We start from the raw sequence: 16,382 nt of genomic DNA, 5'->3' as shown, positions 1-16,382 counted from the left end.
GTGCGTATCTATAACCGCTACACGAACGGATTCTGTTTATTGTTTATGTGTCTGGATTTTTATAATCCCTTATGTGAATAGCTTAACCAGATGAGGCGTTTTGGACGCAAAACCCTCTGCATACGAAATCAGCTTACGCTGACCCAACAACGAATCCCGGGCTTTTACACGCTCGACATACCCCTGGTTTAATGGCGTGGATACCGTGTCTTTACCCTGTGCAGCCTGAAATTGGGAAGCATAGCATAGTAATGCCTGCTCTTTGGCTTCAACATGCTCCGTAATGTCCACAATCAGATCCGTTCTGCCGATATCATTAATGAAATAAAAATATAATTGCTCGACCAGCACCGCAGGCTGTTCCGGCATCAATCGCCGCAGCTTGGCGTTAAACACCGCTTCCTCCACCAGCTTGCTACACATGACATGATCCGGGTGCCGATCCTCCCAGTAGGGAGCAAATACGATTCTCGGAGCATGACGCCGAATTTCCGTGGTCACTGCGGCTACATTCTCAGGTGTCACATACAAACCTCGATCAGGCAGTCCCAGATTCGTCCGCTCAGCAAGGCCCAGCACTTTTGAAGCGTCCTCAGCTTCTGCCATGCGGGTATCTACATCGCCATTGGATGACATTTCCGCACGCGTCAAATCACACACGCCCACCCTTAAACCAGCGGCTGTATGCTTGGCAATCGTACCTCCCATACCAATTTCAGCATCATCGGCATGAGCTCCAAAAATCAATATGTCCAGTGTCATTTTATACCATCCTGCTGATCAATGCCTGGTTTATATTTATGTACCAGCTCACGCCAAGCAAAGTCGCCCCGGTCCAGCGCTTTAACCAATATTTCAGCTGTCGCGACGTTCGTCGCCAAAGGAATACCCTGTACGTCACACAGACGCAGCAACGCATTAATATCCGGCTCATGCGGCTGTGCCATTAGCGGATCACGCAGGAAGATAATCAGATCCATATCATTTTGCGCGACCATGGCTCCGATTTGCTGGTCCCCTCCGAGCGGTCCTGACATGTAACGGTGAATTTGAAGCTTCGTTTGCTCCATAATGCGCAGACCCGTTGTACCTGTTGAATACAATTGATGTCCTGTAAAAACATGCTCATACGCGGTTATAAAGTTAACCATTTCATCTTTTTTGCGGTCATGCGCTATAAATGCAATCTTGAACATTCGAAATTCCCCCTGCCTCATTCTGTAATCACCGTTCGTCCATTCATTCGCGTTATTCTTAATCCATGTAATGCTCAAATCCATATACAAGTCCAGGCTGCTCCATTACCTTTTGAATGCCGATTTTGACGCCGGGCATGTAGCCTGCTCGTTCGTAAGAGTCCTGACGAATCTTGAGGGATTGTCCAAATCCTCCAAAAATAACTTCCTGTTGTGCGAATACACCCGGAAGACGGACACTGTGGATACGGAAACCTTGGTAGTAGCCGCCGCGTGATCCTTCGAGCGTTTCCTCCTCCTCCGGGCTCCCTTGACGCAACTCCTGACGCTGCTCAGCGATCAGTTCTGCGGTCTTAATTGCCGTTCCCGATGGCGCGTCCAATTTCTGATCGCCGTGATATTCGATAATCTCCAAATGAGGGAAGTATTTAGCAGCTTGAGCAGCAAACCGCATCATCAAAATAACTCCTATTGAAAAGTTAGGCGCAATCAGACCGCCAATTTGCTGTTCCCGACACTGCTTGTCCAGTTCATCAATCTGCTCCGGTGTAAATCCCGTTGTCCCGATAACAGGACGAACGCCATGCTTGATGGCAAGCGTTGTATGTGCGTACGCAAAACGAGGACCTGTAAAATCTACCATCACATCCGGACGACTATCCAGCAAAGCCTGCTCAACATCCTCCATAATAGCGACGCCCGCTTCCGGAAGTCCGACGAGAAGGCCGGCATCACTGCCGGCATGCGTTCTGTTTACTGCAGCTACCAGCTGAAGTTCTTCATCCTGGAGAACCAATTTTACAACCTCACGGCCCATACGACCAGCTGCTCCAACGACAGCCACTTTTATTTGCTCTGGCATTCTTACAACTCCTTATGCATCAATTCATGCTAGATCTGTTCATTCATTTGCTGGCATAACTTCTTCATGAGATTGGCAAGCTGTTCATTGTGAGGAAACAACGCAGCCGCCTCACGAGCAGCCTGCACAGCCAGCTTATATTCGTTCATTTCATCATAAACCAATGCAAGCAGCATAAAAGCGTCACCACATAGCGGATCAAGGGCAATCGCCCGTTCAAGCAGCAGGATTGCATCTCTGCGCACCTGTGGCGTAGCTCTGTCGACATCCAGCATTTTTCTGGCCTTCTCCGTCTGCTGTCTGGCCTCCAGCGTATGCAAATGCAACACATATTCATCCTGCTGCGGAGCCAGACGAACTGCATCGCCCGCATAAGCAAGCGCTTGCTCTATCCGCCCGCTGCGGGCATAGGTGACCGAACAGCGGAAATAATGCTCCGCGTGATCAGGCTGGGTGGAAATCGCTTTTTCAAACCATTCCACGGCCTGCTCAAAATCGTTCTGTAAAATACACTGATAAGCTTTCTGAACGTATTCCTCCGCCTTCATGACACTGCACCTCCGGGTAACCGGTTTGGTACAGCATATGTACAAAACGCCTAAACGGTGTCCTTTTTGGTCCAGCGATTTGCATCACGTGTGTTAAATTTATGCATGACCTTATCATGAGCATCGGTCAAATTAATACCAAGCGAGTTTGCAAAGCAGACCGTGATGAACAAAATGTCCCCCAATTCCAGCTCAATCGAATTGTCGGCCTCATCCGTTTTTTTCGGTTTCTCGCCAAAGGAATGATTGACTTCTCTGGCCAGCTCCCCGACTTCCTCGGACATCCGGGCCAGCATTGCCAGCGGGCTGAAATATCCTTCTTTGAATTGGGAAATATATTGGTCTACCTCACGTTGAATTTCATCAAGCGATTTTTCCATGAAACACAATCCCCTCTAATGTGCAGGTTTATTCATATGTTATCGTAAAGCACATTTGAAAACAAATATTTTTTAATGTGAAATTACTCACGTCTTGTAATGGTCTGTCTTTTAAAGCTACCATAAAAAGGTATACTAAACATAAGGATCTACGATCTGCTCCAAAATCAATATCAAATCGTTCATCTTAATTTGCCATTGTGAGGGATTATATGAAAACATCCAAGTCTATTGAACAGCTTAAAATCATATTACCCATTGTGCTCGGCACTGCTATTTATGCATTTGGCCTGCTTTATTTCATTATACCCAGCAAGCTGATGGAAGGCGGCATCACAGGCATCACCCTCCTGCTGAACTATGCTTTCTCGATATCTCCATCCCTCTCCACATTGCTCCTGAACATTCCTCTATTTTTAATTGGATGGAAAATGCTTGGCGGCAAGCAAATTATTTATACCGGAGTCGGCATCGGGGCGCTCACTTTTTTTCTGTGGTTGTTTGAAAAAATGATTCACCTCGGGTGGATGGGCACATTTCAGACTGAACACGATTTTATACTTTCTTCATTATATGCCGGGGTTACGCTCGGGGCAGGATTGGGCATCGTATTCCGGTTTGGCGGTACCACTGGCGGGTCGGATATTATTGCTCGTATTTTGAACCGGAAGTTTGGATGGAGTATGGGGAGAATTTTGCTGGTGATTGATATCGTCATCATCGGCGCATCGCTGCTGTACATACCCAAGGAAAAAATCCTGTATACGCTGGTCGCTGTGTTTATCGCGTCCAAGATTATTGATTTTATACAGGAAGGAGCCTATTCAGCCAGAGCCTTCATGATTATCAGTGACCATACGATGGATATTGTGGATATTATTACACAGGATATGGATCGCGGTGTTACTATCATTCCGGCTATAGGGGCATTTTCGAAGCAGACCAAGCATGTTGCATACTGCGTGGTATCCCGTCAGGAAATACGGCGTTTGCATCAAATTGTGAAGTCGGTTGATCCACGAGCGTTCATCATCATTCAGGATGTGCATGATGTACACGGGGAGGGCTTCAAAGAGGAATAGCCCGGAATTCCGGGCAAGTGGTCAGGCGTATATTCATTGGATCAATGGCAGCGAAGTTCGTTGCAGCATTTCAGTCTTAACTGGAGAAACCGGATCGATATTTACGGTACCCCACATAAGCAAGTGTCAGCAAAATCATCAGCCCGATTGCCAGTTCTGCTCGTCGCTCGCTTTCATATGGGATGAATGGAGCCAGCGCAGTAGCGTCTTTTTCACGTCCAAACAAGGCATTAAACGTCGGGTTTCCCTGCTCTAGTGCCCCTCTAATCGCTGAAGCATCCACATTTTGCTGATTTCCCAATCCTTTAACGTAAGAAATCCATGAATCTGCTCGAACAACCTCTGTTGTTTTACCGCTGATCAACGCCGCCGTCCGGATCGTCTCGTAATGATCCTCCAGCACTGTTGCTCCAGCAGCGAAACCTTTCATATTTCCTTTAGCAAACTGGCTATTTAAGCCACTGATATCTTCTTTTAAAATTTTATAATACTGCTGCCATAAAGGCTGGCGCGGATGTGCAATCGCATCTGCCGCAAGTCGCAAATTGGCAGCGGCCTTCACCCATTCATCCGGCGATGCTTGCACGGATTGTGTAGCTTCCTGTACCTCAAGAATGCTGCCGGATAAAACATGAATGGCCTCCACAGACAGTGCAGCCTGTACCTGACCCGTGCTGAACCATCGGCTTACCTCCGCTACATCGGCGCGTGCTTTTTCAATATTCCCATCCATTACATCCCGGTACAACATCGCAGCCGCACGATCCAGTTCCTCTATTTCCTTTGCATTACTGGTGGACTTGGGCTGATCCCGCGCTTCCGCAATGCCCGGAGGGAAACAAACGGAAAGCGACAAGACCATAGATAATACAACTCCCCAAACGACACGCAGCACACCACGAAACGCCTGACTCAAAACCATGGGACATCCCTCCTCACCTTACTGTATGGCAAGGTTACAGGGACTAGAACTTGGCTTTAGCGTGCTGCTATCTTCCAGGGCAGGTTATGCCCGTGACAAAATAGGAAACATCAGTTTATGTTCTGTACATATACTTTCATTGTTAGATCTATAAAATAGTGTGGTATCTTCTTGATTCAGAAGAGAAATTTCGCAACCGTCCATCGGCTCTGGCGTAAAGCCGAAAATAATTTTCTTCGTTTCTTTTTCCATGACTACAGATAAAATCATTTCTATAGGAATATCCCCCGTTCCAAAAATATCGTAACAATTCATGATATTTTCTTCGAAATCCATAATGACAATCGTGTCATACAGAGGGATATAGAACACCTTATCTTTAAAAAAAGAGATGCAATAGAATAATATTAACCATTCACTGCTTTCCATGGAAAAATATGAATAAGGATTTAAAGAGGAACATTTTCTTTTCAATAGCTGTAAATCTGACGTCGCTTCCATGTTCAATTTTTTAACTGGAACGTCCATGCTTTTAATGGGTGCTTTCCGGATACATTGATACTCTTGTGCAGCAGAAAAACCAAATTTAGGATAAAACTCCTTCACATCATCATTCGCAAAAAGATACATTGCATCACAATTCCCATGCCAATCCTGTAATACACGTTCTATCAAAAAGCGACTCAGTCCTTGATTCCTGTAGTTAGGATCTGTCATTACGGTTCCGATTTGAATAAATTTCTTCTGTTCACCTGACAAACTAAAATCCATCAGACTCACAGATACATTAGCCACCACGCAATCCCCATCTAACAGTACATAAGGAATATATTTTTCATCCCAGAATCCTAATTCATGCCAAACTTCAAAATTCAGATCAAAACTTTGTTTTGCTAATTGGTTAAAGCTCTTTCTTATTTTAAGATCATCACGAATTCCCTTTTTAAATCTATATTCTTTTTTATTTATAACGATATCCATCAATAATTCTCCAGTTCGTAAAAATTAAATCATAAAATTAATATTAGACTATTCCAATGATTTGGCCTTATTAAGTGAGGAAGCCATTCGATCACGCACATACATGGCAAGCCATGAGGCTGCGATACTGAAAAGGGTCAGCATATAGGTAAAAGTACGCACTTGTGGTACATCATCCGTTAGCGTCCTCGGAAGATACGGATATATGCCGAATGTATAATCGACCGTATCATTTAACAGTGTCCACAAAGCTGCTACGCACAGAGCCGCCCATTTGCAGGTAAAAAAACGAACGAACAGCAAGGCTTCGACTGCCATTGCCGTATGAGATGCTACCAGCATCCAATCCTGCCATATCATATGCCCTCCCTGCGCGACACCCCAAAAAATAATAGCTGAGGCCCAGATGCCGTATTTTACACTCGTAACCACAGCTAACGCCTCCATCAGCTGGCGAATGACCTTCAGGCGCGGAGGATAAAGCAGAAATAATACAGAAATCGTAAAAAACAGGCTGGCCGTCGGACTATCAGGTACAAATACAATCTGCCATATCGGGTGGTAGTTTAGCGTGTATTCCAATTGCCCTCCATACCATATGTACCCATACACGGTTCCAGCCAGGTTACACCAGAACAACAGCCACAAAAAAGGCCGGCTCGTCAAGAACGACCGGCTCCATAAATAAGACAACGACACGTCCTCATCCTCCGTTCATACGATAGATGCCCCGTACAGGCTCCATCCTACATTGACTATATCATATAAAAGCGTATCAAAAAAACCTGGCCTCTGCTACGGTCAGGCTTGATGATTATAGTCTTGTATTGCCAATTCGTCTGTTACCCAAGGTCAGATCTCCTGAAACGGCTCAATTGATCGCTTTCAGTTCATCCGTAAGATGACGAAAAGCTACTTCATCTCCGGAGGCCAGCGCCTCATCAATATCCTTGTAGAGCTTTTCACTCCGGTGTTTACGTAATGCCTCGTCCAAAACCATTTCAGCAGACAAACCCAACATTACTTCATAAGTAACCTTCATTTTATCCATAGGATGCACCTCCAACATGAGTTTAAGAGATCCTATATTCTTTTCCTTTCGTTACATAGCTGAGTGCCGTACGTGACATCCGCTGCAAATCTGCGTCTGTCAATTCTCGCACCACTTTGGCAGGTGTACCGAGAGAAAGAGTATAGGGTGGTATTTTGGTATTTTCCGTAACGACCGACCCTGCTCCTATTAAAGCATATTCACCAAGCTCAGCTCCGTTGAGTACAATAGCCCCCATACCGATTAAAGTGCCTTTGCCTACCGTACAACCATGGATAACCGCAGCATGTCCCACCGAAATATCATCCGCCAGTACCAGGGGCTGGTCCGTGTTCACATGTCCCACGACACCGTCCTGGATATTGCAGCGTTCACCGATGATGACAGGCGCCATATCCCCGCGCAGTACGGCATTGAACCAAACTGAGGAATCTTGGCCGATCATTACCTTTCCGACAATTTTTGCTCCTTCTGCCACATAGACAGATGAATGGAGCTGTGGCATGTTCCCGTTATAGTGAATCAGCATCAACTTCACCCTCTCATTTTGGGTGAATTCTACCAACATGTATGCTGCTTGTCAATGGAGCCGCATGCCCGTGTCGTTCCGCCCAATGCGGCACTCCCCTGCCAGCTTCAGCCCCCAGGCGGTCATCTGTACAGATGGCCCCGTCGAATGCTCACCCAGACGAAGCATACCCAAGTGGAGCATCATTCGTATAATTCTCTGATCAAAGACCGAACGGGGCGTATCATAATAAAACGGTCTGATCAGCGGGCCGATATATACATAAAGTGACTCCGAGGACGTCCAAGGCCTGGCACATTCTCCTATCCAGTAGACCAGAGAAAGTAGATTGGGAACGGCTCCTTTATACAACCTTAACCAAAACCTGAATAGCTGTATCATCTCATCCTCGATCGCGTACTCCCTGCGTGCCTCCCCCTTTGCCGTCAGCACAACACGATCCCCCTTCTCCTCAATAAACCTGGAGTGACGGGCATAATCATATAGCAATGCCATTCGGTCGGGATAAAACTTAAAGGAGGAGCCATATCCAAAACGCCAGCCCCCTTTGCCCAAAAGCGGCTCCGCAATATGCAAATGCTCCATCAGCTGCTGCTGATTGCGACGATACCAAGCCCCCTCGGGGTTAAGCGGAACTTCATGCTGCTCCATGTACTGAAGGAAAAGTCGTAAATCCTCCGCCAAAAGATGTCCTTCATCCCGGTACGACGTTGGCTCACTTACCCGGATCATTCCGTTTTGCAAGTCTTGCACCATGACACGACGGAAACGCTCCTTCATGTCCAACGGAATTTGATACAAATACCTCGTATTGTGCGTCGAACCGTTGAATAGCCAGCCACTGTTGCGTAAACGGGCCACGATGTCCCGCGGTTGCTCACCGGAATCCCCATCCTCCTCGGCAGATTGTTTGGCAACCGCAATCAATTCCTCCATACTGAAATAAGGTCGGTCATCGAATAGCAGTGTGTTCAAAAACCTTACCTCTGACAACTTCAGCTCCCTGACCTGCATCTCAAAAAAACTGCTGCTGCCGAGCTTTGTCAAAATGCCCTGGATCAGCTCATGTTTGGAATTGGGCTTACAGTCACATTCGTAATACACCGCGATTCTGTTCAAATGCACAATATCCGCAAATGTCAGCATATCCGCCAGATTCATCGTTCCATCGCCTCGTCACTGGACTGTCATCCGGAATTGATTCTTACCTGTTGTACCCACAGCTTTGACGGAATGTTCAGACTCTAAACCTCTTTTTTGCAAAGCTATAATTAAAAAACAAAAAGACCACAGCTTCTACACTGAGTAGTGAACTGCACCCCAATTGTTAGACACCATCTAACATTGGAGGTGCAGTTTTTCTATGGCTAAGTTTAGTCCGGACGAAAAATTACAAGCAGTTATGCGTTATCAAAATGGATCGGAAAGCATGGAATCGATTGCGAAATCGATAGGACTCCATCATACTGTCCTATTAAATTGGATTAGACAATACGAGTACCATGGTGAAGAGGTCTTTAAAAAGCGCTATACATCGTATTCTGTACAGGATAAACTAGACGTACTTAATCATATAAAAAAATATGGAACGTCTATTAGAGAGACGGCTGCGGTATTTAATATTGCGAGTCATAGTACCCTTTTAAGCTGGCAAAGAAGCTTAGAATTACATGGAATAGACGCCCTACAACCAAAGAAAGAAAGGCCCTCATCCATGAAAAAGGATACTAAACAACTGAATGATACAAGGCCTGTAGAGGGATCTGTAGAAGCTTTGCAAAAAGAGGTAGGACGTTTGCTTATGGAGAACGCTTATCTAAAAAAGTTGAATGCCTTAGTTCAAAACAAGGAAAAATCACCAAACAAGACAAAGCGCAAGCAGTCTATGAACTAAGGAACGAATTTTCGGTGAAAGCACTCCTACAGTTTGCAGATATCCCACGTAGCACGTATTACTACTGGGTGAATACATTTGATAGGTCAGACAAAGACTCTGAGTTAAAAGACATGATTCAAGCGATTTACGAGGAGCATCAGGGGCGTTACGGTTATCGCCGTATTCGAGATGAGTTAGTGAATCGCGGTCATCGTGTTAATCATAAGAAGGTGCAACGTTTGATGAAGGTATTAGGCTTAAAAAGCCTGGTACGCATGAAGAAGTATCGTTCATATAAAGGCTTGATTGGCAAGATTGCACCAAACATTTTAGAACGTAACTTCCACGCTGAAAAGCCAAATGAAAAGTGGGTTACCGATATAACTGAGTTTAAATTATTTGGAGAAAAACTATATTTATCTCCTATGTTGGATCTTTATAATGGGGAAATCATTACGTATACGATCGGCTCAAGGCCAGTCTATTCCCTGGTTTCAACGATGTTAGATCAATCCTTCAATCGACTAAAGGATGAAGATACGCCCCTGATTCATTCCGATCAAGGTTGGCATTATCAGATGAAACAGTATCGTCACACCCTCAAAGAACGGGGTCTCAAGCAAAGTATGTCCCGTAAAGGTAACTGCTACGACAATGCCGTCATCGAGAACTTTTTCGGCATCATGAAATCTGAATTTCTGTATTTAATGGAATTCGAAAGTATCATACATTTTAAACAAGAGCTATCAATATACATTGATTATTACAATAACAAGCGAATTAAGGCAAAACTAAAAGGCATGAGTCCGGTACAGTACCGAACTCATGCCCAACAAGTTGCCTAATGATATAACCTGTCTAACTTTATGGGGTCACTTCAAAAGGTTCGTGGTCTTTGGTCAACCTTTTAAGTTACAATCGCCTTTTTCCTGTAAATGTCTGGTGCAATTATACAACAGCGGCGTCCAATCCGTATCCTCACGCTGGAGAACACTCAGTGACAGATTACCAATTCGTTCGGTAAACTTTTCCTGATACAAAGCCTTATACAAATTAGCCAAAAAACCGCCATGAGAAACGACCAGCAGGTTCTTGTCCCTGTTTTCCGACCAAATGGCCTCCATAAAAGCCAATCCGCGGAGTTGAAGAGCTTCATCGCTCTCCTGTCCCAGATCCAGCAGATGCCAGTCGCTCCCCCACTTCTGCTCACGCCCGACCTGCGTCATGCCCTCGACCTGACCATAAGCACGTTCTCTCAGCCGATCGTCTGGCTCCAGCAAAGGAAGATGAAGAGCAGATGCAATAATCTCTCCCGTCTCCTTGGCTCTCGAAAGGCTGCTTGTAATAAGTCCATCCCAATGATAGGACTCATCTTTTAAGCGCTCTGCCAACAAGCGTGCCTGCTGGCGCCCTTCCTCATTCAACGGAATATCACTGTGGCCCTGGATTTTACCTACCGCATTCCAATCCGTTAATCCATGTCTGATCAAGCCAATAAGCATCGTGTTGTTTCCTCCGCTATTTAGTTATTCAGGCATTGTTATGAATCCGTATTGGAGCCCAGCTGTGCTGCTAATTTCTAACCCGTCTCGCACGATGAATCCAGCCCAGAGAAAATAAGGCAAGCGCAAGTGCCAACACAGACAGCAACATCCAATATTGCGGGTAAGTAGGAACAATGCTTGCAACCAGCGGGTCCATAATGCCACTATTCACATCTTTAATGTGGTATTGATATTGTGGAGATGTACTTGTAGTTTCCAGCAAGCCTGTCGGTAAAATACCCGTATCCATGACAGGTGCCGCTTGAGGAGGGTTTTCTTGAGAGGAGCTTCCATTCCAGTTCAAAAACAAAAAGCTACACAAAAATACCGCCAAAAATCCGGCGATCCACACGGACATATACTTACGAGATGCAGGGTTCACACGCGCACGCCGATGCTCGCCGGGAACAAGCCACGGTGACTCTTCATAAATCCGATCCATGACCCTGCGATTCATTGCTTCCGCCTGCTCATCTGTTATCTCAAAGGAAATATCGCGAATAGCGGATCCACTTTCTTTTGACAAATTCCACTCATTTTCTTTCGAACCATGCTCCCATCCGGCAGACGAGCTTTTGGCCCGTCTGTGCTCCGAGTCTTGTTTCGATACATTTTTGCCTGTAGCGAACAAATCCTCAGCGTCCCTGGATTTCATTGGCTGCTCATCCCTTCGTTTTCCTCATAGAGAGGCTCAAAAAAATAAGGCTCCAACTGCGTCTTCACACTGGTTCTGGCCCGGAAAAGCAACGATTTCACCGCACTGACCGTCTGCCCCAAAATCGTAGCAATCTCCTGATAGTCCAATTGCTCGTATTCACGCAAAATCAGCGCAGACCGCTGCTTCTCTGGCAATCTGTTGATCGCTTCACGAACCATCTCTACCTTCTCGCCGCGAAGGACGGCTTGCTCTGGAATCACATCCAATGGAGCAACCGGCACATAACCGCTCTCCTCCAATGGAACCTGACCGCTACGATGCTTGCGAAGCTCGCTCAGCACCGTATTACGTGCAATCGTATATAACCATGTGGAGAACGATGCATCTACCTCGCGAAAAGAGTGAAGGCTCCGGTACGCTTTATAAAACGTCTCCGAGCATAAGTCCTCAGCAATCATTTCCAGGTTCGAACTTTTTAGCATATGATAAACAAAAGCTAAAATTTTACGTTGGTGCCGCCTCATTAATTCTGAATAAACCTCAACATTTCCTTGTTTGATTTCCTGAATCATCTGGGAATCTGTCATCATCCGAGTGAGACCCTCCTCGCCCATACATGTGCTGTTCTCCCATCCGATTCTGTCTATATATACCGAACAGGCCAAAAAAAGTTGCGCACTCTGCGCAAATGGATGAAACAGCATCATGGAACATTTGTTTTTTTTACCCTATGTAGTGCCAACAATAACGGTGCTATCCCCAACATCCACAATGGACTTTCCCATTGTACCACAAAATAGTCCTCAGTAAAAAAGTCCAAAATCCCCATGATTTCCAACACAGGCTACGTAACGCTAGCGACTGTTTCTGATATAAGGCATTTCCGATTGATTTTAAGTTTTTTGAAGATAAAGTGACATAATCTTGAATCTGTCCCTTTTGAATATGCTGGAAGAATAATTACCCGCAAGAAAACGCTTTAAAAAACATTGACAAAATGAAAACGTATACATATAATAAAAGTACAGTATGGTTTCTCTCCACTCCTATCCTACTCAGCTACTCCATAAGAGCAGCTACCACCCGGGGCTTTACCCGGGTGGTCTTTTTTTTGTTTTGACGGATTGTAATATGAAGTGCGACACCTACTGGAAATAAATAAAAAAGGGCCCATGGCCGGATTCGTGTAGAATGAAAGTTCCTACACCCACATTCACACAAGGAGAATCCACCATGAGCTACTCACATCTTAGCATAATCGAACGAAGCAAGCTAGAAATCCTGCATCAGCAGGGGAAAAGTTCAAGAACCATCGCTGAGGAACTGGGGCGACATCATGCGACCATTTGCCGGGAAATCCGTCGGAATGCTGAGCTAGCGTCCTACGATGCACAGCGCTCCCAACATGGTTACGAGCAGCGCCGTAGAGCCTCCGTACCCCAAGGAAAATGGACAGAGGAACAGGCGGTAAAGCTCGAAGAGAAGTTGCATGCGACGTGGTCACCTGAGCAGATCGTGGAGCGTTTTAGAGCAGAAGGCCAGCCCACCGTGGGCTGCAAAACCATCTATCGCTGGCTCTATACAGGCCGCCTGGCCCAAGCGGACGTGAAGGTGCTACGGTACAAAGGTAAACGGCAACAGCCTGCTGAAAAACGAGGGAAGTTTGCCGTGGGTAAGTCGATTTCCGAACGCCCCAAGGAGGTGCGTTCCCGGGACACCTTTGGACACTGGGAGCTAGATACAGTGGTGTCTGGTCGTGGGAAAAGCAAAGGTTGTGTGGCAACCTTCATTGAACGGAAAACCCGTCTGTACACCGCGATTCAAATGCCTGATCGCACGGCATTGTCGTTGGAGATTGCCTGTGGCGTTGCGGCTTCTCAGTACCCTGCCGGGGCGTTTCAAACCGCAACTGCAGATCGAGGCAAAGAATTCGCCTACTATGCAAACCTGGAAACCACACATGACGTGCAGATCTACTTTGCTGACCCATACTCTTCCTGGCAAAGAGGGGCGAATGAGAATGCGAACGGCTTGCTTCGAGAGTTCTTTCCCAAAGGTACGGACTTTGCCCAAGTATCCGATGTAGCATTGAAGCGTTCGCTTGATTTAATCAACCATCGCCCCCGAAAATGTCTGGGGTGGAAAACCGCTCACGAATCTTTCACACAGGAACTGTCGCACTTGGCTTGACAATCCGTCTTTTTTTAAAAGCCTTAGTCGGCTTTAATTTCTTAGATTATTATCTCCATTTTTCGTCTAACAACAAAACTCATTTATCAAACGCTATCTATACCCACTAAACTGGCTCATAGACCTTCGAATAACGTAGCAAACGGGCGAAAAGAATCTCCGCCCGCCTGTTTTAAATCTTTTCCTACTACTTTACTCCCAGAAAATGTGGTGATTTTAAGGCGGCCAGTAGCGGAGCGGTCCATTTGAATCTGGAGAAGCGAAGCGGTGCTATCCGCCTTAACCAACAATCACACTTTCCTTTCTATACCACCACTTTATAGCTCATTGAATCCAGCAACGCCTTGGCGCGCTCCCAGTCCCGTTCTTGGCGGAAGGAAAGCCGCATAATACCAGGAACATCCTCCCGGCTTTCAATGATTTGCATATTGCTCAGGTTAATGCTGTTATCTCCCAGCTCTGTTGCAATTCGACCGATAATTCCCGGGGTATCCGGTACATCAATATACAGATCAAACGTTGAGACGATGACACCTTTGCGGCGTTCCGGCAGCTCACTGCGGAAATGCCCCGCCGTCAAAAACTCGTCAGCGATTCCCTCTCCGTCTTGTATTCTCAGTAAATGGGTAAAACGCTCAATCTGCCCGTTCCACTCTTCCAGCAGACCTAGCAAAACATCACGATTGCTCAGCAAAATGTCCCGCCACACAATCGGATCACTGGAAGCAATTCGCGTAATATCGCGAAAGCCGCCAGCAGCCAGCGTACGGTACAACGGATTTTCGTCATTGTGCTTGCGCACCTGATTCACCAGCGCCGCTGCAATAATATGCGGAAGATGGCTGATCGCCCCGACAATGTCATCGTGCATATCAGGCTGGACACGCACAATCTGAGCTCCTGTATATTTCAACAGACGCTCCAGCGAACTGTATGCTTCCTCAGGCACACCTTCTGCGGGGGAAAGTACATAGTAGGCATTCTCAAACAGTAACGCAGAAGCAGCCTTCACACCGGAACGCTCCGAGCCGGCCATCGGATGGCCACCAATAAAATAAGCATGTCGCAAAGAGATTTCCGACGCTTTTTTGGCAATCGACGATTTTGTACTGCCTACATCGGTAATAATACAACCCTCTTTAAGCGGCAACCTGCTTAACAGCTCCAGATAATGCTCCAGTAAGCCGACAGGTACGCATAAAAAAATAAAATTGGCATCCTCTGCCGCCTCTTCAACCGAAAGAGTCACAGTGTCCACGACACCACGGCTCAACATCGGCTCCATGAGTTCGGGGAGATGAGCATGACCGACAACGGTAATGCCCGGCTTCCCTTTAAAACAAAGCGCAAGGGACCCACCGATCAATCCCACGCCGAAAATGGCAATCTTCATCAATTATCAAATCCCATCTGCGGAAATTATAGACGCGCTTTCGCCGCTTCCGCCCCCAGGACCTGTTCCAGCGCACGGATAAACCACTCATTTTGCGGCTGTGATCCAACCGACACCCTAATGTATGTCGGATATTTGTGATGACCAGCGCGAATAATCACGCCTTTACGAAGCAGCTCCTGAAATACCTCACCCGACGGGCGACGTACATCCAGCATAATAAAATTACCATGTGCCGGAAAATATTCCAGTCCAAGACGCTTTAATTCATTTTGCAAATAGGCTCTGCCCTCTGCGTTGCGGTCACGGCATTCCTGCACAAAATCCTGATCTTCCAACGCCGCAACCGCCGCAGCCTGTGCTACCCGCGAAGTATTGAACGGCTCACGAACCTGATTAATCAGGCGAATCGTTGCCACAGCTCCCATACCGTATCCGATGCGAAGCGATGCCAGACCGTAGATTTTAGAGAAAGTGCGCAATACAACCAGATTTTCATAGGCTGGCAATAAACGAATACCGTCTGGATACGTGCTATCCGTCACAAACTCGAAATACGCCTCATCCAGCACAACCATAACATGCTTCGGCACCCGATCCAAAAATGCGATCAATTCTGCTTCAGGTACAATCGTGCCTGTCGGGTTGTTCGGATTACAGATCCAGATCATTTTCGTACGGTCGTTAATCTGAGACAACATGGCTTCCAGATCATGCACCCCGTCACGCAAAGGCACCTCAACAGCAACCGCTCCCTCAATCTCTACATTGCTCTTGTATACGGAGAAGGTCTGATCGGCCATGATACTTTCTTCCCCGGGAAGAAGAAAAGCACGCGTAATCAACGCAATAATCTCGTCAGAGCCACAGCCATAAATAAACTGATCCTCTTGCAAGCCCGTATGTTTAGCCAGCGCCTGTGTTAAAGCTACCGCGCTGCCGTCAGGATATACACTAATATTCGCAAATTCCTCCTGAATGGCCTGCAATACTTTAGGAGAGCTGCCATACGGATTTTCATTCGAGGCGAGCTTGATTACTTCATCAAGTCCCAGTTCGCGCTTCACATCTTCAATCGGTTTACCGGGCTGATATACCGGCAAATGTACAATATGCGGTTTAGGTTGCATACCCCTACCTCCTCTAATCCATTCAAAACTATATTCGCTG

19 protein-coding genes are annotated in these 16,382 nt (G+C 46.4%); 3 read left to right on the top strand and 16 right to left on the bottom strand.

Features of this window, described 5'->3' with window-relative positions; translation table 11 throughout:
* Positions 1 to 69: 69 nt before the first annotated feature.
* From bshB1 to ACIFO6_RS18870, 5 genes are read right to left on the bottom strand one after another with little or no spacing between them, the layout of a single operon-like run.
* On the bottom strand, positions 70 to 762 hold the full coding sequence (gene bshB1 / locus ACIFO6_RS18890; protein WP_430042817.1) for a bacillithiol biosynthesis deacetylase BshB1: 693 nt from the start codon (positions 760 to 762) through the stop codon (positions 70 to 72).
* The gene (mgsA, locus tag ACIFO6_RS18885; RefSeq protein ID WP_430042815.1) at positions 759 to 1,196 is read right to left on the bottom strand and encodes a methylglyoxal synthase; all 438 of its coding nucleotides are present in this window, start codon (positions 1,194 to 1,196) and stop codon (positions 759 to 761) included. The genes bshB1 and mgsA overlap by 4 nt, the downstream gene beginning before the upstream one ends.
* A gap of 58 nt (positions 1,197 to 1,254) precedes the next feature.
* On the bottom strand, positions 1,255 to 2,058 hold the full coding sequence (dapB, locus tag ACIFO6_RS18880; RefSeq protein ID WP_430042812.1) for a 4-hydroxy-tetrahydrodipicolinate reductase: 804 nt from the start codon (positions 2,056 to 2,058) through the stop codon (positions 1,255 to 1,257).
* Positions 2,059 to 2,087: 29 nt separating this feature from the next.
* The gene (locus ACIFO6_RS18875) at positions 2,088 to 2,606 is read right to left on the bottom strand and encodes a tetratricopeptide repeat protein (RefSeq protein ID WP_430042811.1); all 519 of its coding nucleotides are present in this window, start codon (positions 2,604 to 2,606) and stop codon (positions 2,088 to 2,090) included.
* A 50-nt stretch (positions 2,607 to 2,656) separates the two neighbouring features.
* Complete coding sequence (locus ACIFO6_RS18870) at positions 2,657 to 2,986, bottom strand: nucleotide pyrophosphohydrolase (protein ID WP_044648452.1); 330 nt, start codon at positions 2,984 to 2,986, stop codon at positions 2,657 to 2,659.
* Positions 2,987 to 3,198: 212 nt separating this feature from the next.
* Between ACIFO6_RS18870 and ACIFO6_RS18865 the strand changes: the two genes are divergently transcribed.
* Positions 3,199 to 4,068 (top strand): YitT family protein, encoded by an 870-nt coding sequence (locus ACIFO6_RS18865; protein WP_430042809.1) that lies wholly within the window; start codon positions 3,199 to 3,201, stop codon positions 4,066 to 4,068.
* A 76-nt stretch (positions 4,069 to 4,144) separates the two neighbouring features.
* Here the strand turns inward: ACIFO6_RS18865 and ACIFO6_RS18860 are convergent, their stop codons facing one another.
* From ACIFO6_RS18860 to ACIFO6_RS18835, 6 genes are all read right to left on the bottom strand, one after another.
* Positions 4,145 to 4,990 carry a sporulation protein YpjB gene (locus tag ACIFO6_RS18860; protein WP_430042807.1) on the bottom strand — a complete coding sequence of 282 codons (846 nt, stop codon included), beginning with the start codon at positions 4,988 to 4,990 and terminating at the stop codon, positions 4,145 to 4,147.
* 84 nt (positions 4,991 to 5,074) lie between these two features.
* Complete coding sequence (locus ACIFO6_RS18855; protein WP_430042805.1) at positions 5,075 to 5,971, bottom strand: GNAT family N-acetyltransferase; 897 nt, start codon at positions 5,969 to 5,971, stop codon at positions 5,075 to 5,077.
* A 48-nt stretch (positions 5,972 to 6,019) separates the two neighbouring features.
* Entirely contained in the window at positions 6,020 to 6,670 is a 651-nt protein-coding gene (locus tag ACIFO6_RS18850; protein ID WP_430042804.1) for a DUF1405 domain-containing protein, read from the bottom strand.
* A 172-nt stretch (positions 6,671 to 6,842) separates the two neighbouring features.
* Positions 6,843 to 7,022, bottom strand: a complete 180-nt coding sequence (locus ACIFO6_RS18845) for an IDEAL domain-containing protein (RefSeq protein WP_025682222.1) — start codon at positions 7,020 to 7,022, stop codon at positions 6,843 to 6,845.
* 22 nt (positions 7,023 to 7,044) lie between these two features.
* Positions 7,045 to 7,551: a gamma carbonic anhydrase family protein gene (locus tag ACIFO6_RS18840; protein ID WP_430042802.1), complete on the bottom strand. Its 507-nt coding sequence runs from the start codon at positions 7,549 to 7,551 to the stop codon at positions 7,045 to 7,047.
* A gap of 51 nt (positions 7,552 to 7,602) precedes the next feature.
* Positions 7,603 to 8,712 (bottom strand): hypothetical protein, encoded by a 1,110-nt coding sequence (locus tag ACIFO6_RS18835; RefSeq protein WP_430042800.1) that lies wholly within the window; start codon positions 8,710 to 8,712, stop codon positions 7,603 to 7,605.
* 202 nt (positions 8,713 to 8,914) lie between these two features.
* Between ACIFO6_RS18835 and ACIFO6_RS18830 the strand changes: the two genes are divergently transcribed.
* A protein-coding gene (locus ACIFO6_RS18830) for an IS3 family transposase (RefSeq protein WP_430042799.1) occupies positions 8,915 to 10,272 on the top strand; the annotation gives its coding sequence in 2 pieces (ribosomal slippage) (positions 8,915 to 9,368 and positions 9,368 to 10,272; 1,359 coding nt in all).
* 54 nt (positions 10,273 to 10,326) lie between these two features.
* On the opposite strand, the gene ACIFO6_RS18825 is transcribed toward ACIFO6_RS18830, so the two are convergent.
* The 3 genes from ACIFO6_RS18825 to ACIFO6_RS18815 all read right to left on the bottom strand — a co-directional run bounded on the left by ACIFO6_RS18825 (position 10,327) and on the right by ACIFO6_RS18815 (position 12,219).
* Positions 10,327 to 10,929, bottom strand: a complete 603-nt coding sequence (locus tag ACIFO6_RS18825) for a histidine phosphatase family protein (RefSeq protein ID WP_430042797.1) — start codon at positions 10,927 to 10,929, stop codon at positions 10,327 to 10,329.
* A 70-nt stretch (positions 10,930 to 10,999) separates the two neighbouring features.
* On the bottom strand, positions 11,000 to 11,626 hold the full coding sequence (locus ACIFO6_RS18820) for a hypothetical protein (RefSeq protein WP_044648459.1): 627 nt from the start codon (positions 11,624 to 11,626) through the stop codon (positions 11,000 to 11,002).
* A complete protein-coding gene (locus ACIFO6_RS18815; protein ID WP_014282079.1) occupies positions 11,623 to 12,219 on the bottom strand; it encodes an RNA polymerase sigma factor in 597 nt (198 codons plus the stop codon). Before ACIFO6_RS18815 ends, ACIFO6_RS18820 begins: the two co-directional genes overlap by 4 nt.
* Before the next feature lie 643 nt (positions 12,220 to 12,862).
* On the opposite strand from ACIFO6_RS18815, the gene ACIFO6_RS18810 reads away from it, so the two are divergent.
* Complete coding sequence (locus tag ACIFO6_RS18810; RefSeq protein ID WP_430042794.1) at positions 12,863 to 13,819, top strand: IS30 family transposase; 957 nt, start codon at positions 12,863 to 12,865, stop codon at positions 13,817 to 13,819.
* A 304-nt stretch (positions 13,820 to 14,123) separates the two neighbouring features.
* Here the strand turns inward: ACIFO6_RS18810 and ACIFO6_RS18805 are convergent, their stop codons facing one another.
* Together ACIFO6_RS18805 and hisC are read right to left on the bottom strand one after the other, a co-directional pair.
* Positions 14,124 to 15,212, bottom strand: coding sequence for a prephenate dehydrogenase (locus tag ACIFO6_RS18805; protein WP_430042793.1), 1,089 nt, complete (start codon positions 15,210 to 15,212; stop codon positions 14,124 to 14,126).
* A 26-nt stretch (positions 15,213 to 15,238) separates the two neighbouring features.
* Positions 15,239 to 16,342 (bottom strand): histidinol-phosphate transaminase, encoded by a 1,104-nt coding sequence (gene hisC, locus ACIFO6_RS18800; RefSeq protein WP_430042792.1) that lies wholly within the window; start codon positions 16,340 to 16,342, stop codon positions 15,239 to 15,241.
* Positions 16,343 to 16,382 lie beyond the last annotated feature (40 nt).

Source organism: Paenibacillus sp. NRS-1781, assembly GCF_050467745.1.
In the GTDB taxonomy this organism is placed as follows: Bacteria; Bacillota; Bacilli; order Paenibacillales; family Paenibacillaceae; genus Paenibacillus; species Paenibacillus terrae_A.
This window is presented reverse-complemented; position numbering and strand designations above follow the sequence as displayed.

What these genes read in the sequence shown, in the direction of transcription:
- bshB1 (WP_430042817.1), bottom strand. Translation starts at nt 762, where the DNA reads ATGACACTGGACATATTGATTTTTGGAGCTCATGCCGATGATGCTGAA.
- mgsA (WP_430042815.1), bottom strand. Translation starts at nt 1,196, where the DNA reads ATGTTCAAGATTGCATTTATAGCGCATGACCGCAAAAAAGATGAAATG.
- dapB (WP_430042812.1), bottom strand. Translation starts at nt 2,058, where the DNA reads ATGCCAGAGCAAATAAAAGTGGCTGTCGTTGGAGCAGCTGGTCGTATG.
- ACIFO6_RS18875 (WP_430042811.1), bottom strand. Translation starts at nt 2,606, where the DNA reads ATGAAGGCGGAGGAATACGTTCAGAAAGCTTATCAGTGTATTTTACAG.
- ACIFO6_RS18870 (WP_044648452.1), bottom strand. Translation starts at nt 2,986, where the DNA reads ATGGAAAAATCGCTTGATGAAATTCAACGTGAGGTAGACCAATATATT.
- ACIFO6_RS18865 (WP_430042809.1), top strand. Translation starts at nt 3,199, where the DNA reads ATGAAAACATCCAAGTCTATTGAACAGCTTAAAATCATATTACCCATT.
- ACIFO6_RS18860 (WP_430042807.1), bottom strand. Translation starts at nt 4,990, where the DNA reads ATGGTTTTGAGTCAGGCGTTTCGTGGTGTGCTGCGTGTCGTTTGGGGA.
- ACIFO6_RS18855 (WP_430042805.1), bottom strand. Translation starts at nt 5,971, where the DNA reads ATGGATATCGTTATAAATAAAAAAGAATATAGATTTAAAAAGGGAATT.
- ACIFO6_RS18845 (WP_025682222.1), bottom strand. Translation starts at nt 7,022, where the DNA reads ATGGATAAAATGAAGGTTACTTATGAAGTAATGTTGGGTTTGTCTGCT.
- ACIFO6_RS18840 (WP_430042802.1), bottom strand. Translation starts at nt 7,551, where the DNA reads ATGCTGATTCACTATAACGGGAACATGCCACAGCTCCATTCATCTGTC.
- ACIFO6_RS18835 (WP_430042800.1), bottom strand. Translation starts at nt 8,712, where the DNA reads ATGAATCTGGCGGATATGCTGACATTTGCGGATATTGTGCATTTGAAC.
- ACIFO6_RS18825 (WP_430042797.1), bottom strand. Translation starts at nt 10,929, where the DNA reads ATGCTTATTGGCTTGATCAGACATGGATTAACGGATTGGAATGCGGTA.
- ACIFO6_RS18820 (WP_044648459.1), bottom strand. Translation starts at nt 11,626, where the DNA reads ATGAAATCCAGGGACGCTGAGGATTTGTTCGCTACAGGCAAAAATGTA.
- ACIFO6_RS18815 (WP_014282079.1), bottom strand. Translation starts at nt 12,219, where the DNA reads ATGATGACAGATTCCCAGATGATTCAGGAAATCAAACAAGGAAATGTT.
- ACIFO6_RS18810 (WP_430042794.1), top strand. Translation starts at nt 12,863, where the DNA reads ATGAGCTACTCACATCTTAGCATAATCGAACGAAGCAAGCTAGAAATC.
- ACIFO6_RS18805 (WP_430042793.1), bottom strand. Translation starts at nt 15,212, where the DNA reads ATGAAGATTGCCATTTTCGGCGTGGGATTGATCGGTGGGTCCCTTGCG.
- hisC (WP_430042792.1), bottom strand. Translation starts at nt 16,342, where the DNA reads ATGCAACCTAAACCGCATATTGTACATTTGCCGGTATATCAGCCCGGT.